This window comes from Epilithonimonas zeae, assembly GCF_900141765.1.
Taxonomy (GTDB): Bacteria; Bacteroidota; Bacteroidia; order Flavobacteriales; family Weeksellaceae; genus Epilithonimonas; species Epilithonimonas zeae.
On the sequence record NZ_FSRK01000002.1, the window covers coordinates 575,658 to 590,891 of the forward strand.

The 15,234-nt window shown below is 35.3% G+C and carries 16 protein-coding genes; 2 read left to right on the forward strand and 14 right to left on the reverse strand.

Annotation, left to right across the window (positions count from 1 at the left end; all coding sequences use genetic code 11):
- Position 1: 1 nt before the first annotated feature.
- From BUR19_RS14420 to BUR19_RS14450, 7 genes are all read right to left on the reverse strand, one after another.
- Entirely contained in the window at positions 2-520 is a 519-nt protein-coding gene (locus BUR19_RS14420) for a hypothetical protein (protein WP_074236147.1), read from the reverse strand.
- Between the two features lie 197 nt (positions 521-717).
- A complete protein-coding gene (gene sufD / locus BUR19_RS14425; protein WP_074236148.1) occupies positions 718-2,025 on the reverse strand; it encodes a Fe-S cluster assembly protein SufD in 1,308 nt (435 codons plus the stop codon).
- A gap of 7 nt (positions 2,026-2,032) precedes the next feature.
- Positions 2,033-2,392: a cupin domain-containing protein gene (locus BUR19_RS14430; RefSeq protein ID WP_074236149.1), complete on the reverse strand. Its 360-nt coding sequence runs from the start codon at positions 2,390-2,392 to the stop codon at positions 2,033-2,035.
- Between the two features lie 4 nt (positions 2,393-2,396).
- Positions 2,397-3,143 carry a Fe-S cluster assembly ATPase SufC gene (sufC, locus tag BUR19_RS14435; protein ID WP_074236150.1) on the reverse strand — a complete coding sequence of 249 codons (747 nt, stop codon included), beginning with the start codon at positions 3,141-3,143 and terminating at the stop codon, positions 2,397-2,399.
- A 32-nt stretch (positions 3,144-3,175) separates the two neighbouring features.
- Positions 3,176-3,592 carry a hydroxyisourate hydrolase gene (gene uraH / locus BUR19_RS14440; RefSeq protein ID WP_074236505.1) on the reverse strand — a complete coding sequence of 139 codons (417 nt, stop codon included), beginning with the start codon at positions 3,590-3,592 and terminating at the stop codon, positions 3,176-3,178.
- A 4-nt stretch (positions 3,593-3,596) separates the two neighbouring features.
- Positions 3,597-5,045 carry a Fe-S cluster assembly protein SufB gene (sufB, locus tag BUR19_RS14445; protein WP_074236151.1) on the reverse strand — a complete coding sequence of 483 codons (1,449 nt, stop codon included), beginning with the start codon at positions 5,043-5,045 and terminating at the stop codon, positions 3,597-3,599.
- Positions 5,046-5,048: 3 nt separating this feature from the next.
- Positions 5,049-5,378 carry a HesB/IscA family protein gene (locus BUR19_RS14450; RefSeq protein WP_074236152.1) on the reverse strand — a complete coding sequence of 110 codons (330 nt, stop codon included), beginning with the start codon at positions 5,376-5,378 and terminating at the stop codon, positions 5,049-5,051.
- 223 nt (positions 5,379-5,601) lie between these two features.
- Here BUR19_RS14450 and BUR19_RS14455 point away from each other — a divergent pair, with 223 nt between their 5' ends.
- Together BUR19_RS14455 and BUR19_RS14460 are read left to right on the forward strand one after the other, a co-directional pair.
- On the forward strand, positions 5,602-6,576 hold the full coding sequence (locus BUR19_RS14455) for a GLPGLI family protein (protein ID WP_074236153.1): 975 nt from the start codon (positions 5,602-5,604) through the stop codon (positions 6,574-6,576).
- Position 6,577: 1 nt separating this feature from the next.
- Complete coding sequence (locus tag BUR19_RS14460; protein ID WP_074236154.1) at positions 6,578-7,387, forward strand: GLPGLI family protein; 810 nt, start codon at positions 6,578-6,580, stop codon at positions 7,385-7,387.
- A gap of 31 nt (positions 7,388-7,418) precedes the next feature.
- Here the strand turns inward: BUR19_RS14460 and BUR19_RS14465 are convergent, their stop codons facing one another.
- The 7 genes from BUR19_RS14465 to miaB all read right to left on the reverse strand — a co-directional run bounded on the left by BUR19_RS14465 (position 7,419) and on the right by miaB (position 15,123).
- Positions 7,419-9,218, reverse strand: coding sequence for a hypothetical protein (locus BUR19_RS14465; protein ID WP_074236155.1), 1,800 nt, complete (start codon positions 9,216-9,218; stop codon positions 7,419-7,421).
- Between the two features lie 4 nt (positions 9,219-9,222).
- Entirely contained in the window at positions 9,223-9,777 is a 555-nt protein-coding gene (locus BUR19_RS14470) for an LptE family protein (RefSeq protein WP_074236156.1), read from the reverse strand.
- Entirely contained in the window at positions 9,777-11,072 is a 1,296-nt protein-coding gene (locus BUR19_RS14475) for a sigma-54 interaction domain-containing protein (protein ID WP_074236157.1), read from the reverse strand. Before BUR19_RS14475 ends, BUR19_RS14470 begins: the two co-directional genes overlap by 1 nt.
- Positions 11,073-11,144: 72 nt before the next feature.
- Positions 11,145-11,942, reverse strand: coding sequence for a tetratricopeptide repeat protein (locus tag BUR19_RS14480; RefSeq protein ID WP_074236158.1), 798 nt, complete (start codon positions 11,940-11,942; stop codon positions 11,145-11,147).
- Complete coding sequence (locus BUR19_RS14485; RefSeq protein WP_074236159.1) at positions 11,914-12,426, reverse strand: hypothetical protein; 513 nt, start codon at positions 12,424-12,426, stop codon at positions 11,914-11,916. Before BUR19_RS14485 ends, BUR19_RS14480 begins: the two co-directional genes overlap by 29 nt.
- Positions 12,427-12,429: 3 nt before the next feature.
- Positions 12,430-13,671, reverse strand: a complete 1,242-nt coding sequence (locus BUR19_RS14490) for a S41 family peptidase (RefSeq protein WP_074236160.1) — start codon at positions 13,669-13,671, stop codon at positions 12,430-12,432.
- A gap of 15 nt (positions 13,672-13,686) precedes the next feature.
- Positions 13,687-15,123, reverse strand: coding sequence for a tRNA (N6-isopentenyl adenosine(37)-C2)-methylthiotransferase MiaB (miaB, locus tag BUR19_RS14495; RefSeq protein ID WP_074236161.1), 1,437 nt, complete (start codon positions 15,121-15,123; stop codon positions 13,687-13,689).
- Positions 15,124-15,234: the final 111 nt, after the last annotated feature.

Here is a 15,234-nt window from a genome sequence, read left to right on the forward strand (position 1 = left end):
ATCAAGCTTTATTTTTAATGTCTTGCAAAAGCTTTTCAACCTCGAGTTTTTGCTCCAAATATTTTAATTGAAGTTCACTTCCTTCGCCCATTCTTCCATAATAAATCAAAGCTTTTTCACCAAAGAAGTTTTTGTAGTAGTCGGAAAGCTCCGGAATCTGCGGAAAATTGGTGTGAAATAACATTTCGTAGTAAGCCTGCCATTCGCGTTCGTTCTTGTCCAGAATCATCATTTTTGGCGATTTCTGACGAACATGCAACATCTCGTGAGCGAGCATATTGAGAACTAAAGTCAAATCAAAGTCGAAAAGATTTCTTGGAATCAAAACTTCCTGCATATCTCCGATTTCTCCATTGGCAGTTAATAAAATCGAGTTCTTTTCTAATTCATCCCTAAAACCAAATCCTAAAAAGTTCTCATCATCCAATTCGAATTCGTGGATGAGGAATCTTGCACCATCTAGAATTTCGCCGGTTTCTTTGTAAGCGTTGAGGTTGAATTGTAATTTTTCGTAGTTCATTTGTGATTTTGTAAATTCTAATTTAATCAAATTTACAATTTAAAGACAAATGTTCAAAATATGTTGAATCCGCGACCCGGCTTGAACGTACTCTTCGAGAGCCTCAGAGTGACAATTGGGAGCGGAAGACGGAAATTGTCGCCCAAAAATAAAAAATCCCGGAAAATTTCGGGATTTAGATTGTTTATGTTGAAGTTTTAGAATTCCATTTGAACTTCCAGTTTTTCTGCCAGAAGTTTGGAAACTTTTACTTTGAGTGGCTCGATGTCGATGTTTTGCATCGCATCGTTGGCGAAAGCGTAAAGCAGCAATGCTCTTGCTTCCTTCTTGGAAATTCCACGAGCTCTAAGGTAGAACATCGCATCCTCATTCAACTGTCCAACAGTACAACCGTGCGAACATTTTACATCGTCTGCAAAAATTTCCAGCTGAGGTTTTGTATCGATAGTTGCGCCCTCATCTAACAAAATATTGTTGTTCTGCTGATAAGCGTTGGTTTTCTGAGCAATCTTGTTTACGAACACTTTTCCATTGAAAACGCCGTGTGATTTATCTTTGAAAATCCCTTTGTAATTCTGGTAAGATTCGCAGTTTGGCGTGTTGTGATGAACAGCCGTGTGGTGATCTACCAATTGGTCTTTCCCGATAATCGTAATACCGTTCATAAACGAGTTGATATTCTCTCCGTTGTGAATGAAATCCAGATTGTTACGAACCAATTTTCCTCCGAAGGAGAACGTATTCACAGTCGTTAAACTGTCTCTTTCCTGCTTTGCAAATGTGTGATCCACAAGGTAAGATGTGTCGCTGTCGTTCTGTAATTTGTGCCAATCTGCTTTTGCATTTTGGTAAGCGAAAATCTCCGTCACAGAGTTTGTGAAAACGAAAGATTCATCGAAATTATGATGACTTTCAATCACTTCTACTTTTGCGCCAGCTTCTACAATCAATAGGTTTCTTGTGTTGTAGAATGTGTTTTCTTTCTGACTGTCAGAGATATAAAAAACGTGAATCGGTTTTTCAATAACGATGTTTTTAGGTACTTTCAGAAAAAATCCTTCGTTGAAATAAGCCAGATTCAAGTTTGTGAAAGCTAAATCTTTGTTTGCAATCGTATTGAAATATTGATTAAAAGTTTCCCTTTTTGCTGAATCACTTAGAGCTTCATTCAGCGTCAGGAATTCTGCATTTTCAATCGAAATGTTAGAATATTCTTTGTGAAGTTTCCCATTGATAAACACAATCCAGTCAAAATGTTCCTCGCCCAAATGCAATTCGTCCAATTGCTCTTTGGTAATATGATGAGCTTCTGAAGGGAAAAAATTGTAATCTTTTTCCGTGATTTCCTTCAGATTCGTGTATTTGTATTCTTCATCTTTTTTGGTTGGAAAACCTTTTTGCTCAAATTTCTGAAGAGCGGTTTTTCTTTCGTCATTCAAAAAAGAATGACGAAGCGTTTCTAAAAATGAAGTGTGATTATTTATAATTTGTTCTTGTAAACTCATTTTTTATTTATATCCAATTCAACTGATGTTTGGTCAAGTCGCTTTCTGTATTTCCTGTATTGAGTGTTGTTGCAGGTTCAAACAACATTACCAAAACCTCGTTTTCTGCAATAGGTTTGTGCTCTATTCCTTTCGGAATGATTAAAAATTCTCCTTTGTTCAGCGTGACTATTTTATCACGAAATTCAATATTTAAAGTTCCTTCAGCAATAAAAAACATTTCGTCTTCATTATCGTGTTTATGCCAGACAAATTCGCCTTTGAATTTTGCCAGCTTTACTTGTTGCCCATTAAGCTCTCCTACTATTTTTGGCGACCAGTATTCTGAAAACAACTGAAATTTTTCTGCTAAATTTACTTTGTCCATTTGATTAATTCAACAACCAATCGTAACCTTTTTCTTCCAGTTCCAGTGCAAGAGATTTGTCACCTGTTTTAATGATTTTTCCATCTGCCAAAACGTGAACGAAATCTGGCTGAATGTAATTTAAAAGTCTTTGATAATGTGTGATTAACAAAACTGCATTACCCTCACTTCTGAATTTGTTAACACCATCAGCAACGATTCTCAACGCATCGATATCCAATCCTGAATCAGTTTCGTCAAGAATTGCCAATTTCGGATTCAACATCATCATTTGGAAAATCTCGTTTCTTTTCTTTTCACCACCGGAGAAACCTTCGTTCAAAGAACGGGAAAGGAAATCTTTTCTTATGCCTAATTTCTCAGAGTTTTCACGAATTAATCCCAACATCTCTTTGGCTCCCATTTCGTCCAATCCATTTGCTTTTCTTGTTTCGTTAAGAGCGGCTTTGATGAAATTGGTAACGGTAACGCCAGGGATTTCTACAGGATATTGAAAAGAAAGGAAAATTCCTTTATGAGCTCTTTCTTCAGGCGCATCTTCGCCGATTTCTTCTCCTTCGAAAAGAATTTCGCCTTCCGTTACTTCGTAATCTTCTTTTCCTGCAATTACAGAAGAAAGAGTGGATTTTCCGGCGCCGTTCGGTCCCATAATAGCGTGAACTTCGCCTGGTTTTATTTCAAGATTGATTCCTTTTAAAATTTCTTTGTCGCCGTCTTCAATTTTGGCGTGTAAGTTTTTGATTTGTAACATTCTAAGTTGTACTTTTCTTTAAACGATTGATGTTAGCTTCCTCTGTATGTTGAGTATCCAAAAGGTGACAAGGTGATTGGCACGTGGTAATGTTGATTATCTTTAATCTGAAAAACCACTTCAATAAATGGATAGAAGCTTTCTATGTTTTTATTTTTATAATATTCCTCTGTCAGGAATATCAACTTATATTTTCCGTAATTACTTTTTGAATCTTTATCTTTTTGTAGGAAGTCTCCAATTCTACCATTTTTATCAGTTTGTTTCTTACTGACGGCAATCCATTGATTGATAGTCTCATCAAACTTCTCGAGTCGAACTTCAACATTCTCAACAGGTTTTCCGACTGTAATATCTAAAATATGGCTGGAAAGCTGAAACTCCTTTTTCTCCTGTGCATACACAATGGTGAAGAAAACTACAAAAAAGAGATATAAAATTTTTTTCATACCCTTATCCAACACTTCCTTCCAAGGAAATCTCAAGTAATTTCTGAGCTTCAATAGCAAATTCCATTGGAAGTTTATTCAAAACTTCTTTGCTGAATCCGTTGACAATCAGGGCAATTGCTCTTTCTGTGTCGATTCCTCTTTGGTTACAGTAAAAAATCTGGTCTTCTCCGATTTTCGAAGTCGTTGCTTCGTGTTCCAATTGTGCAGTCGGATCTTTTATTTCGATGTAAGGGAAAGTGTGTGCACCACATTCATTACCCATTAACAAAGAATCACACTGAGAAAAGTTTCTCGCTCCTTTTGCAGTTGGCATTACTTTTACCAAACCACGATAAGAATTATTGGATTTTCCGGCAGAGATACCTTTTGAGATAATGGTTGATCTGGTATTCTTCCCGATGTGAATCATCTTTGTTCCCGTATCGGCATATTGATGATTATTGGTAACTGCAATCGAATAAAATTCACCAACCGAGTTATCACCTTTCAAGATACAACTCGGATATTTCCAAGTCACAGCGGAACCTGTTTCAACCTGGGTCCAGGAGATTTTTGCATTTCTTTCGCAAAGCCCTCTTTTCGTCACAAAATTGAAAACACCGCCTTTTCCTTCTTCATTTCCGGGATACCAATTTTGAACGGTAGAGTATTTGATTTCAGCATCGTCCATTGCAATTAATTCGACAACAGCCGCGTGGAGCTGATTTTCATCTCTCGAAGGAGCAGTACAACCTTCCAAATATGAAACATAGCTTCCCGCATCAGCAATTACCAAAGTTCTCTCGAACTGACCAGTTCCAGATTGATTGATTCTGAAATAAGTAGATAATTCCATCGGACACTTCACACCTTTTGGAATGTAGCAGAAACTTCCGTCAGAAAAAACTGCGGAGTTCAAAGCAGCGTAGAAATTATCGCCTCTTGGAACAACTTTTCCAAGATATTGTTTTACTAATTCTGGATGTTCTTTGATTGCCTCGGAAATTGAACAAAAGATAATACCTTTCTCTCTCAAAGTTTCTTGAAAAGTCGTCTTTACCGATACTGAATCTATTACGATATCAACAGCAACATTCGCCAATCGTTTTTGTTCCTCGATATTGATTCCCAGTTTTGCGAAAGTTGCCAATAATTCTGGATCTACTTCATCAAGACTTGCCAATTCTGGTTTTGCCTTTGGAGCAGCATAATATCTGATTGCTTGAAAATCAGGTTTTTCATACTTGATGTTTGCCCAATCCGGTTCTGTCATTTTCAGCCAGATTCGGAAAGATTCTAGACGCCATTCGGTCATCCATTCCGGTTCTTCTTTCTTTGCAGAAATTGCTCGCACGATATCTTCATTCAGACCAATCGGGAAATCTTCGTACTCGATATCCGTTTCAAATCCGAATTCGTACTTTTGATTTTCGAGATCGACTCTTAGGTCGTCTTCGGTGTATTTAGACATATTTTATAAACTAAAAGATTCTCCGCAACCGCAAGTTCTTGCAGCATTCGGATTATTAAAAATAAAACCTTTTCCATTCAAACCTCCTGAATATTCCAGAGTTGTACCTGCAAGATAAAGAATCGATTTTTTCTCGATGATTACACGTACGCCATTATCTTCAAAGATTTGGTCGGTTTCATTTTTTACATTATCAAACTTCAAAACGTATTCTAGTCCGGAACATCCGCCACTTTTTACGCCCACTCTTATATAGTCGGTCTCAGGGTTGAAGCCTTCTTCAGTCATCAACTGAGCCGCTTTTGATTTTGCCTGATCGCTTACTTGTATCATTGTTTTTATTTAGACTGATTTTAGTCTACAAAAGTACGAACTAATTTCCGCAATCTCAAATTGATGACATCTATTTTAACGATTTTAAATAGACTTTATCATTTCGTTTCATAATGAAATACAGTTTGTTAATGTTAAATTCTTATCAAAAAAGAAACAATTATTAATTCTGATTGTTCTTATAATTAACTTTGCTGAGATTTGTTAATCAAACAATTAGTTTATGAAGAAGATTTTTATTTTGATGATGCTGTTTTTCTTTTTTGGAGAAATGATGAGCCAGACCGAAAGATATGTTTATCGTACGGAAGTGAATCCTGATACGATAAATCTTGTAGATATGAAGGTTGAGACGACTTTTCTGGATGTGAAAAATAATCAATCGTTATTCATCAGTGAAAGCAAATTGTTGAGAGATTCTTTGGTCGCAGTCTTGAAAAGTCAGGGAAATCTGGATGTGAAAAAATCAAAAAAGAATAAGCAGGAATTCCCAAAATTAGCTAACGGAAAATCAATCCAACCTACTTTCTTCGAATATTTCATCAAGAAAAATTATGAAAACAGAGCGATAAATCTTGTAGAAAATATTGGCTCGAGACAGGTTTATTATCAGGAAGACCGAAAAATGAATTGGGATGTTTCTCAACAGACTTCGGATTTTAATGGTTATAAAGTTCAGAAAGCGACTGTAAATTTTGGTGGAAGAACTTGGACGGCTTGGTTTGCTCCGGAAATTAAAATCTCTGATGGGCCTTACAAACTATCAGGATTGCCAGGATTGATTTTGAAGCTGGAAGATGATAAAGGCGATTACAAATTTAATTTTGTTAAAAAAATATCAATTCCGAATACTTTTACGGAAGATATAAAAGCAGACGCTAGAAAATCAACAAGAATTAATTTCCAAGGTGATAAGGCTTCTGTAAAAATGGAAATGGCGAAGAGTAAAGATTCGGAAATTGATTTGGATAATTTCAATCCAGGTGGTGGAAGAGGGATGCATCAAAGAGGTGGAATGAACAGCGGATTTGGTGGTCAACCCGGACAAGGAATGAATGGTGGAACGCCAGGTAACGAAGTAGGAAACGGACAAGCTGATATACAGATGGGCAATTCACAAGGGAACTCAGGTGGAAATAACGCTTCTACGATAAATTTCGGAAACTCCAATCCAATTGAACTAAGTAACAAATATTAATATGAAATTATTAAAAATATTAAGCGTATGTGCAATGCCATTGCTTATGGCGCAACAAAATACACGCTTTGTTTATCAGGCAACATTATCTCCTGATTCTACTAATGTTGAGAAAAAGACGGAGTTGGCTTATCTGGATACAGATGGAAAAAAATCTGTGTTCTATGCAGAAAATTCTATGAAAAGAGATTCTTTGATGGAAAGGATGCGTGCAACCAAAAATTTTGACAGAGAACAAATGCAGAATTTGAGAAGCAATCTCCAATTTACTATAGAAAAGGATCTTACTAATCAAAGCTTGGTTTATAAATCAAGAATTGGTAGAGATAATTATTCTTATCCGGAAACACCCGTTTTTGAATGGAAAATCTTACCAGAAACTGTGAAAATTGGAGATTATCAAACGCAAAAAGCAGAAACAAAATTTGGTGGCAGGACTTGGTACGCTTGGTTCACACAAGAAATTCCTTTTCAGGATGGACCTTACAAATTCTATGGTTTACCAGGTTTGATTGTAAAAGTTCAGGATGCAAAAGGCGATTATTCCTTCGATTTGATGCAAACTAAGAAGATTGCAGATATATATCAACCTTTGAACCGAGGGCAAATTATCACGCTTTCCAAATCTAAATATACCGATATGGAGAAGAAAATGCAAAAAGACCCGGCAAGTTTTGTGAATGCTCAAAGAAATACTGGTGGGCGAGGTGGCGGAAACCGACCAGGAATGGACCCAAAAGAAATGCAGGAAAGACAAAAACGAATGGAGGCTGAAATCAAAAGCCGAAATAATCCTATTGAATTGAAATAAAAAAAGTCCCGAATTTTCGGGACTTTTGGTTTTATGATTTTCTGATTTCTTTTATCTCTTCGATTTTTTCTTCGAAGTAATCTTTTCTATCCGGATGTTTTTCAGAAAGTATTTCGTAAGCTTTTATAGCTTTAGAATATAATTTTTGCTCTGTATATAACTTTGCCAGAGTTTCCGTCATCAAATGAGAAATATCGTCTTTCTTTTCCTTCACAACATAGTTGCTTTCCTCTTTCAGTTGCGAGATTTTTGGATTAGTTTCTATGAAATTATCGATGATTTTTTCTTTGACTTTAGCAATTTCTTCTGTTTGTGCTGGTCTCTCGATTTTTAACCAACTTTGCCAAGTATTGATGAATGTTCCGACATTACTTTCAGGAACTTCTTTTGTTTCAATTGTTTCAGGAATTGGGATAATTTCTTTTTTCTTCTCGATTTTAGAAACATCATTTCCAAAGAACGAAACGTTTAAAATTGGTCTTTCTTCTTCAGAAATCTCAGTTTTATTTTCCTCTACTAGAATTTCTTCTGCAATGATTTCTGGTTGAATTTCAACTTCTTCAACTATTTCCGGCTTTGGAGCAACATCAACTTTTGTAATGATTTTCGGAATTTCTCTTTCATCAGGTTTACTTTTACCAATCAAAGCATCTGGCGTATTTGCAGAGAAAGACATTGGTTTCCATTCAGAAACTGGTTGTTCAGCTTCGATTTTTGTTTCAGTAATTTTTGGTTTGATTTCAACCTGAGCAACTTCCGTTTTATCTTCATTAATGTCGAAAGTCTGTGTATTTTCAAAATTAATTTCAGTTTCTTTTGTCTCTTCCTGAATTGGATTTTCTGATTTTAAATCTGTTTCCCCAGCTTTTTTAGGTTCAGAGACTTCAAAAGATTGCGTGTTCTCAAAACTAATTTGGCTGTCATCAATATCATCTTCCGAAATATTTTCTACAAACGTCTCTTTAAATTCTGATTTAATGGCAGGTTTTTCTTCTATTGTTTTTTTCTCTTGCTTTTCTTTTTTCGGAGGATTTAAGTAATCTAAATGATTTTTTGGAATCGAGAATTTTACATTGGGGAGAAACTCCTGAGCGCCACCAAAACTGATGTCATTAGAAGAAACTTCCGGTTCTGATTCTTGTTCTACAGCGATTTCCTCAACTTTAGTTTCTTCTAAAGTCAAAATATCTTCAATATGTTCCGGCTCAGAAATCGATTCTTCCGCAGGATTTTCATCGATGATGATTTGAGTATCAACAGTTTCAGTTTCCTCTTTTAGAACAAGTTGTCCGGATTCTTTCGAAGCTTCCAAATCAACTTCCGAAGGTTTTTCGTCCAAGAAATTTTCCTCGCCATCATAAAGCAAACGATTCTTCTCGCCATCTACAACTATGAATTCCGAATTTTCTGCATTTTCAGTTTCAATGATTTTCTCAACATCAAATTTATTCAGAACAGAATGCGTTTCTGTATTTTCAATTTCAGTTATAATCTCAGATTCTGCAGGTTTTGCTTCTTTCGTTATTTTGTAGTTAGTTGATTGATTTTCAGTTTTTTCTTCTGATGCAATTGATGTTGACGTCAATTCTTTCTTAGAAATTTTTTCAGAATTTATGAAGTGATAAAGTATTTTTTTATCTGTCGTATAAGCTGCTGTTTTAGAAAGGTTTTCTTTATAATTCTCTGGTTTGTAAAGATTGATTCCGTAAAGATAAAGCGCTCTTATACTTTGTGCATAAGGCGTTTTTTCTGACTCCGATTGCAGAATTTGCAAATCAGATTCAGTGATTATTTTTGGATTCTTTATTAATTCTAAAACTCTAGTATTCATTATTTTACCAATTGGCTACAATATCATTGAAAATTTTGACGATGATTCTCTCGTTCACGATTTTTACCTGTGAGGTTTCTATTGTGTTCAAGTCCAAATCACTGTTGAAAACCGCTTCATCACTGTAAGTTCTGTCAAAACTCAATGTCGGATCTTTGCTGTTTTCGTAATGTACTTTTACAGTAATCGTTAACTTGTTTTGTTGTGCCTGAACTACATTTCCAGTTGTAGAAGTGGTCGCAGCACCAATACTTGTTGGCGTGATATTATAATCTGTTATTTCACCTTCTATCAACAAATCCGGATTTTCCAAAGCGCCTTTCAAACCAGATCTTTGAAGAAAACGATTTTGCAAAGCTACCGTAAAATCCTGACTTAAACTTGGGAGATTATTGGCCGCATTGTTCGGAAACATATTGATTTTTATAGTTTTCATATCTTCTCTCAAAGAAGAACCTGAGAAACTATAACAGCTTGTAAGTACTAAAAATAAAGAGAAAAGAGAAAAAATTACAATTCTTTTCAGACTTCTGACTTCTGATTTCTGACTTCTGACCATTACTCTTCTAGATTATATTGTTTTATTTTTCTGTAAAGTGTTCTTTGCGAAATTCCCAATTCGTCCGCAGCTTTGTTTCTTCTTCCTTTGTGCTTCTCCAAGGCTTTGATAATCAAATCTTTTTCGTTGTTTTGAAGTGATAAAGATTCTGGTCTTGCTTCCTCAATCTCAATATCTTCTACATCGTTATAATGATGGTCTTCGTCCTCAGAAATAATCGTTGGATGATGAATCTGACTTTGATTATTGTTATTATTTTCGAAGTAAAGCAAAGAATTCGGGTTTGCACTCTGAGCTGATTCCGGCGTATAAATCCTGTTAATCAGATTTTTTTCCTGAGAACTAAGGTCAGAACTTCCTCTACTTTTAATAAGTTCCGAAGTTAAGGATTTTAAATCATTGATGTCGTTTCTCATATCAAAGAGAACTTTGTACATAATTTCTCTCTCCGAACCGAAATCTGAGCTGGAACTTCCGCCGCCACCTTTTTGAACAACAGCTGGAAGATTAGCATTCAACGGGATATATTCGGCTAATTTTACAGAATTAACTTCGCGGTTTTGCTCCACAACTGTCATTTGCTCTACCAAATTTCTCAGCTGACGAACGTTTCCTGGAAATGCATAATTTTCGAGATAGGCAACAGCATCGTCTGTTAATCTCAATTCCGGCATTCTGTATTTCTCAGCAAAATCTATCGCAAACTTTCTGAATAACAAATGAATGTCGCCTTTTCTTTCTCGCAAAGCTGGCATATCAATCTGAACCGTGTTCAAACGATAATACAAATCTTCACGGAAACGTCCATCTTGGATAGCTTTCATCATATTGACATTCGTTGCAGCCACGATTCTTACATTCGTTTTTTGAACTTGGGATGAACCAACTTTCATAAATTCTCCACTTTCCAAAACTCTCAAAAGACGAACCTGAGTTTGTAAAGGTAATTCTCCAACTTCGTCAAGGAAAATTGTTCCACCATCTGCTACTTCGAAATAACCTTTTCTCGTAGAAGTTGCGCCAGTAAAAGCGCCTTTTTCGTGCCCAAACAATTCTGAATCAATTGTTCCTTCTGGGATTGCACCACAGTTTACGACAATGTAAGGCTGGTGTTTTCTTCTGGATTCTGAATGTATAATTTTCGGTATAAATTCCTTACCAACACCACTTTCCCCAATTACGAGAACGGAAATATCTGTAGGTGCTACTTGTATAGATTTTTCTAAAGCGCGGTTCAAAGCGGGAAAATTCCCAATGATTCCGAAACGTGCTTTTATGGATTGTAAGTCTGCCATTTTTTTAATTTTTTGTCCGAAATCTGTATTTAGAAATCGGAGGATTTTTGATTTTGAATTTTAAAATTGAGTCTACAGTTCAGTGATTTGAACTCTGTAAATCTTGTTGAAGTGATGGGTGTAAGCATCTTTCATTGTTTTACCTTCGTCGTAGGACTTTAAGGCTAAACTTTTCAAATCCAAATAATCTTTGTTCCTGATTTTAGAAACTTTGCTTCTAAAATATATATTTTCTGCAAAATCGTAAACTTTGCTTTGTTTTTCAAAATTTTCTAAGGCTTTATCGTATTTCCCAGTTTCAAAATAAGTAACGCCTAATTGATAATAATCGTAAAGTCCAAAATGATAATCCTTAGTTTTAAAAAGATTTTCTAAAATTTGAATTGCTTTATCTTTTTGATTGATAGCACTGTAACAGATTGCTTTTACGACATATAAGTTGTAATCTCCGTTTTTGGAATATCCTAAATTATCAGGATAATATTTTTCAAGCTCATCAAAATCCTGAATCGCGCCTTTGTAATCTCTCAGAAACTGATATCCACACCAAGCACGATATCCCAAATGTTCTTTAGGATTAAGCTCCACTGCTTTGTCAATCAGAGCTTTCCAAGTGATGAAATCTCCGTTTTTGAGATAAGGAACAGATTTTTCAAAATAAGCATTGTCGTAAGTTGGACAAATTTCTATGGCTTTGTCAAATGCTAATTGTGACAAAGAAAGTCCTTGGTATTCTCCTGCTTGATTGGAAATTTCACAGGCTTTCCTGCAATTTTCTTCTGTGAAAATATTGCAATTAGCCTGTGCGGAAATCTGAGAATATATCGCAAGGAAAATTAAACTAAGGTAATATTTCTGAAACCTTTCCATTGGTAATTTTGTAGGTTAAATATTGGTAATAATCTAATTTTATTCCTCGACTTTCTTTGGGAGTCCAACCGTTTAAAGATTTGGTAAAGTTTAAAAGCTTCACGGAAAAATCTTTATCCAAATTTTCTTCCAAATAATTTTCATTCATCTGCTGAACGCGGAATAGTCCTGTTTTTCCTTCACAATTGATTACAAATCGAATGGTAATGTAGCCATTTGTTTTTTTAGAAGAAGAAAGATTTAATTTTTCTAATTCTTGAATGATTGCGAATTTTTCGCCTTCATATGGAAGACCGCCTGAATTGTTAATACTGTAATACTGAATTCCATAATCTTTGTCCATACATCTTTTGAAATCTGGACTGTCTATGTTTTTATCAAAAACAATATCTCCAACTTTATTCGGATAAATGGTTACTCTTTTCTCAGATTGACAACTGAAAAGTACTGGTAGAAGAAAAAATATGTATAAAAGATTTTTCAAAAATTAATGATAACTTTTTATAAATTCAAAAACGGGGTCTATACCATTAACATAATCATTAAAGGATGTTTCTACAAGATAATCCGGTTTTATGGTGTTGACATTTTTCTTTTTTGTTCTGATGAAATAATAAGTGGAGTAAGTCAATTTTAGCTTGGAATTTGGTAATTCAAAACTTTGGATTTCTCCATAATGATTTGGTTTCCCCGAAGTTTCTTCTCCTACGAATATTGCTTTGGTTTCGTCTTGGAAATCTGTTGCGTTCAATATTGCAGAAGAAAAAGTATCACGACCCAAAACCACAAAAAGATGACCTTTTTTATTAATGTCACGATTCTGAGACAGTTTTTTAACAAATTCTCGACCTTGTTTTGAGCTTCCGCCACCATTTTGACGCATATCAAAAATCAGCTTATCGACTTTATTATCCTTGATGATTTTAAAAACCGAATCTTCAAATTCTTCAAAACTCAACGGATTCTCAGAAGACGAATTACGCTTTTCGTTGGTTGTACAAACATTGTAAAGTACATACAGGATTTTCTCTTGGTCAAAATATTTTTTCTCGAAATATTTCTTCTTGTTTTCCTGAACGAAAGTCAAGGTTTTTGGAGTGGTTTTTACTCGGTTTTCCTTTGTTATTATAGATGGAAAAACGGTTTTTTCAGCTATTTTTCCATCCTTTTCATATTTTATCTTTACAGCATCGGTTTTGGAAAAGCCAAAGTTTCTGAGAACTTGATTAAGAGGTAAAATCTCCGGAATACGATTTCTGAAAATCCCTGAGTTTTCATTAGGAAAAAGCGTAGATAAACTATCTGTAATTGTTTTAATATCAAAATCATTAACAGCCAATATTTTTCCACCCATCAATTCTTTATTTTCAGAAGTTGTAAGTGTAATGTGTATATCATTCCCAAAGAAATACAAACCCAAAGGCAAGATTTCATTTTTATCAATGAACTTTTTAAATGACAAATTGGTGTGCGTATCGCCTTGTTTTGCAAGAGCTTGTTGTACCTTCAAAGCAACTTGAAAATCAGTAAGATTATTCGATTTAGCAATAATATTATTAAGTTCTTTTGTGAAATCCGCTTCAGAACGGAGTGCAAAAAGATTGTAATGCTTATTGGTAAGATTGCTTTGTAGGTATTTTATGTCCTCATTCCACTTTTCATTACCCATTTGCGCAGAGATGCTCAAGGATAATGTTAGAAATAAGAAAATTAAAACCAGTCTTTTCATTTGTGTTCTAGAAATTTACAAAACTGTTTCTCCCAAAAGCGTTCCTTGCGTATTCCCGTGGACGAAAACGGAAACAATGTCACCAATTTTTTGTCCTTCCAACATATCGAAAACACAAACTGCATTCTGGGAATTTCTACCTTTCCATTGGTTTTTGTTCTTTTTAGAAACACCTTCAATCAAGATTTCGTGAACTCTACCAACATATGAAGCCATTCTTTTTTTGGACAATTCGCCTTGTAAAGCGATCACTTCCGCTAAACGTCTTTGCTTGACATCAGCAGGAATGTCGTCTTCCATCTTTTTGTGAGCAGGCGTTCCCGGTCTTTCAGAATAAGCGAACATATATCCGTAATCGTATTCCACTTCTCTCATTAATGATAATGTATCTTGATGGTCTTCCTCTGTTTCTGTACAGAATCCGATAATCATATCTTGTGAAAAAGAAATGTCCGGAACGATTTCTTTAGCTTGTCTGATTAAATCCAAATATTCCTGACGCGTGTGTTGACGATTCATCAGGTCAAGAATTCTATCACTTCCACTTTGAACCGGTAAATGAACATATTTGCAAATATTGTTATGTTTTGCCATCACTCGGAAAACATCCAGACTCATATCCTGAGGATTGGAAGTCGAGAATCTGATTCTCATATTAGGGACTGCATTCGCAACCATTTCCATCAATTGAGCAAAATTCACAGCTGTCAATTTTTGCATTTCGGATGCTTTTGCAAAATCTTTTTTAGGACCACCTCCATACCAAAGGTAAGAATCCACGTTTTGTCCAAGCAATGTAATCTCTTTGTAACCATTATTCCAAAGGTCAACGCATTCTTCTATAATAGAATGTGGGTCACGGCTTCTTTCACGACCTCTTGTGAACGGAACAACACAGAAAGTGCACATATTATCACAACCTCTTGTAATTGTAACAAAAGCTGTAACGCCGTTTCCGCCTAAACGAACAGGATTGATGTCTGCATAAGTTTCTTCTTTTGAGAGAATTACGTTGATGGCGTCTCTTCCGTCATCGGTTTCTTTAAGAAGATTTGGAAGGTCTCTGTAAGCATCCGGACCAACTACCAAATCCACGAGTTGTTCCTCATCTAAAAATTTGGTTTTCAATCTTTCTGCCATACAACCAAGAACACCAACGGTCATATTGGGGCGTTCTTTTTTAAGATTCTTGAATTGAGCCAGACGCATTCTCACGGTTTGCTCAGCTTTTTCACGGATGGAACAAGTATTTAAAAGAATTAAATCCGCTTCTTCTACCTTCAAAGTCGTATTATAACCTTGTTCATTAAGAATGGATGCAACAATCTCGGAATCAGAGAAGTTCATCTGGCAGCCATAACTTTCCAAAAATAGTTTTTTCCCATTTCCAGGTCTTTCTGCTATGGCGAAGGCTTCTCCTTGTTTGGTCTCGTCTATATATTTTTCCTGCACTACATTTATATTTAAAGCTCAGTATTTTAAAAATCCAATGTTAAATGAACTTTGAACCTAAAACTTAGAACTGTTTAAGTCTGCAAAGATACAAAATATTGTGACAGAATG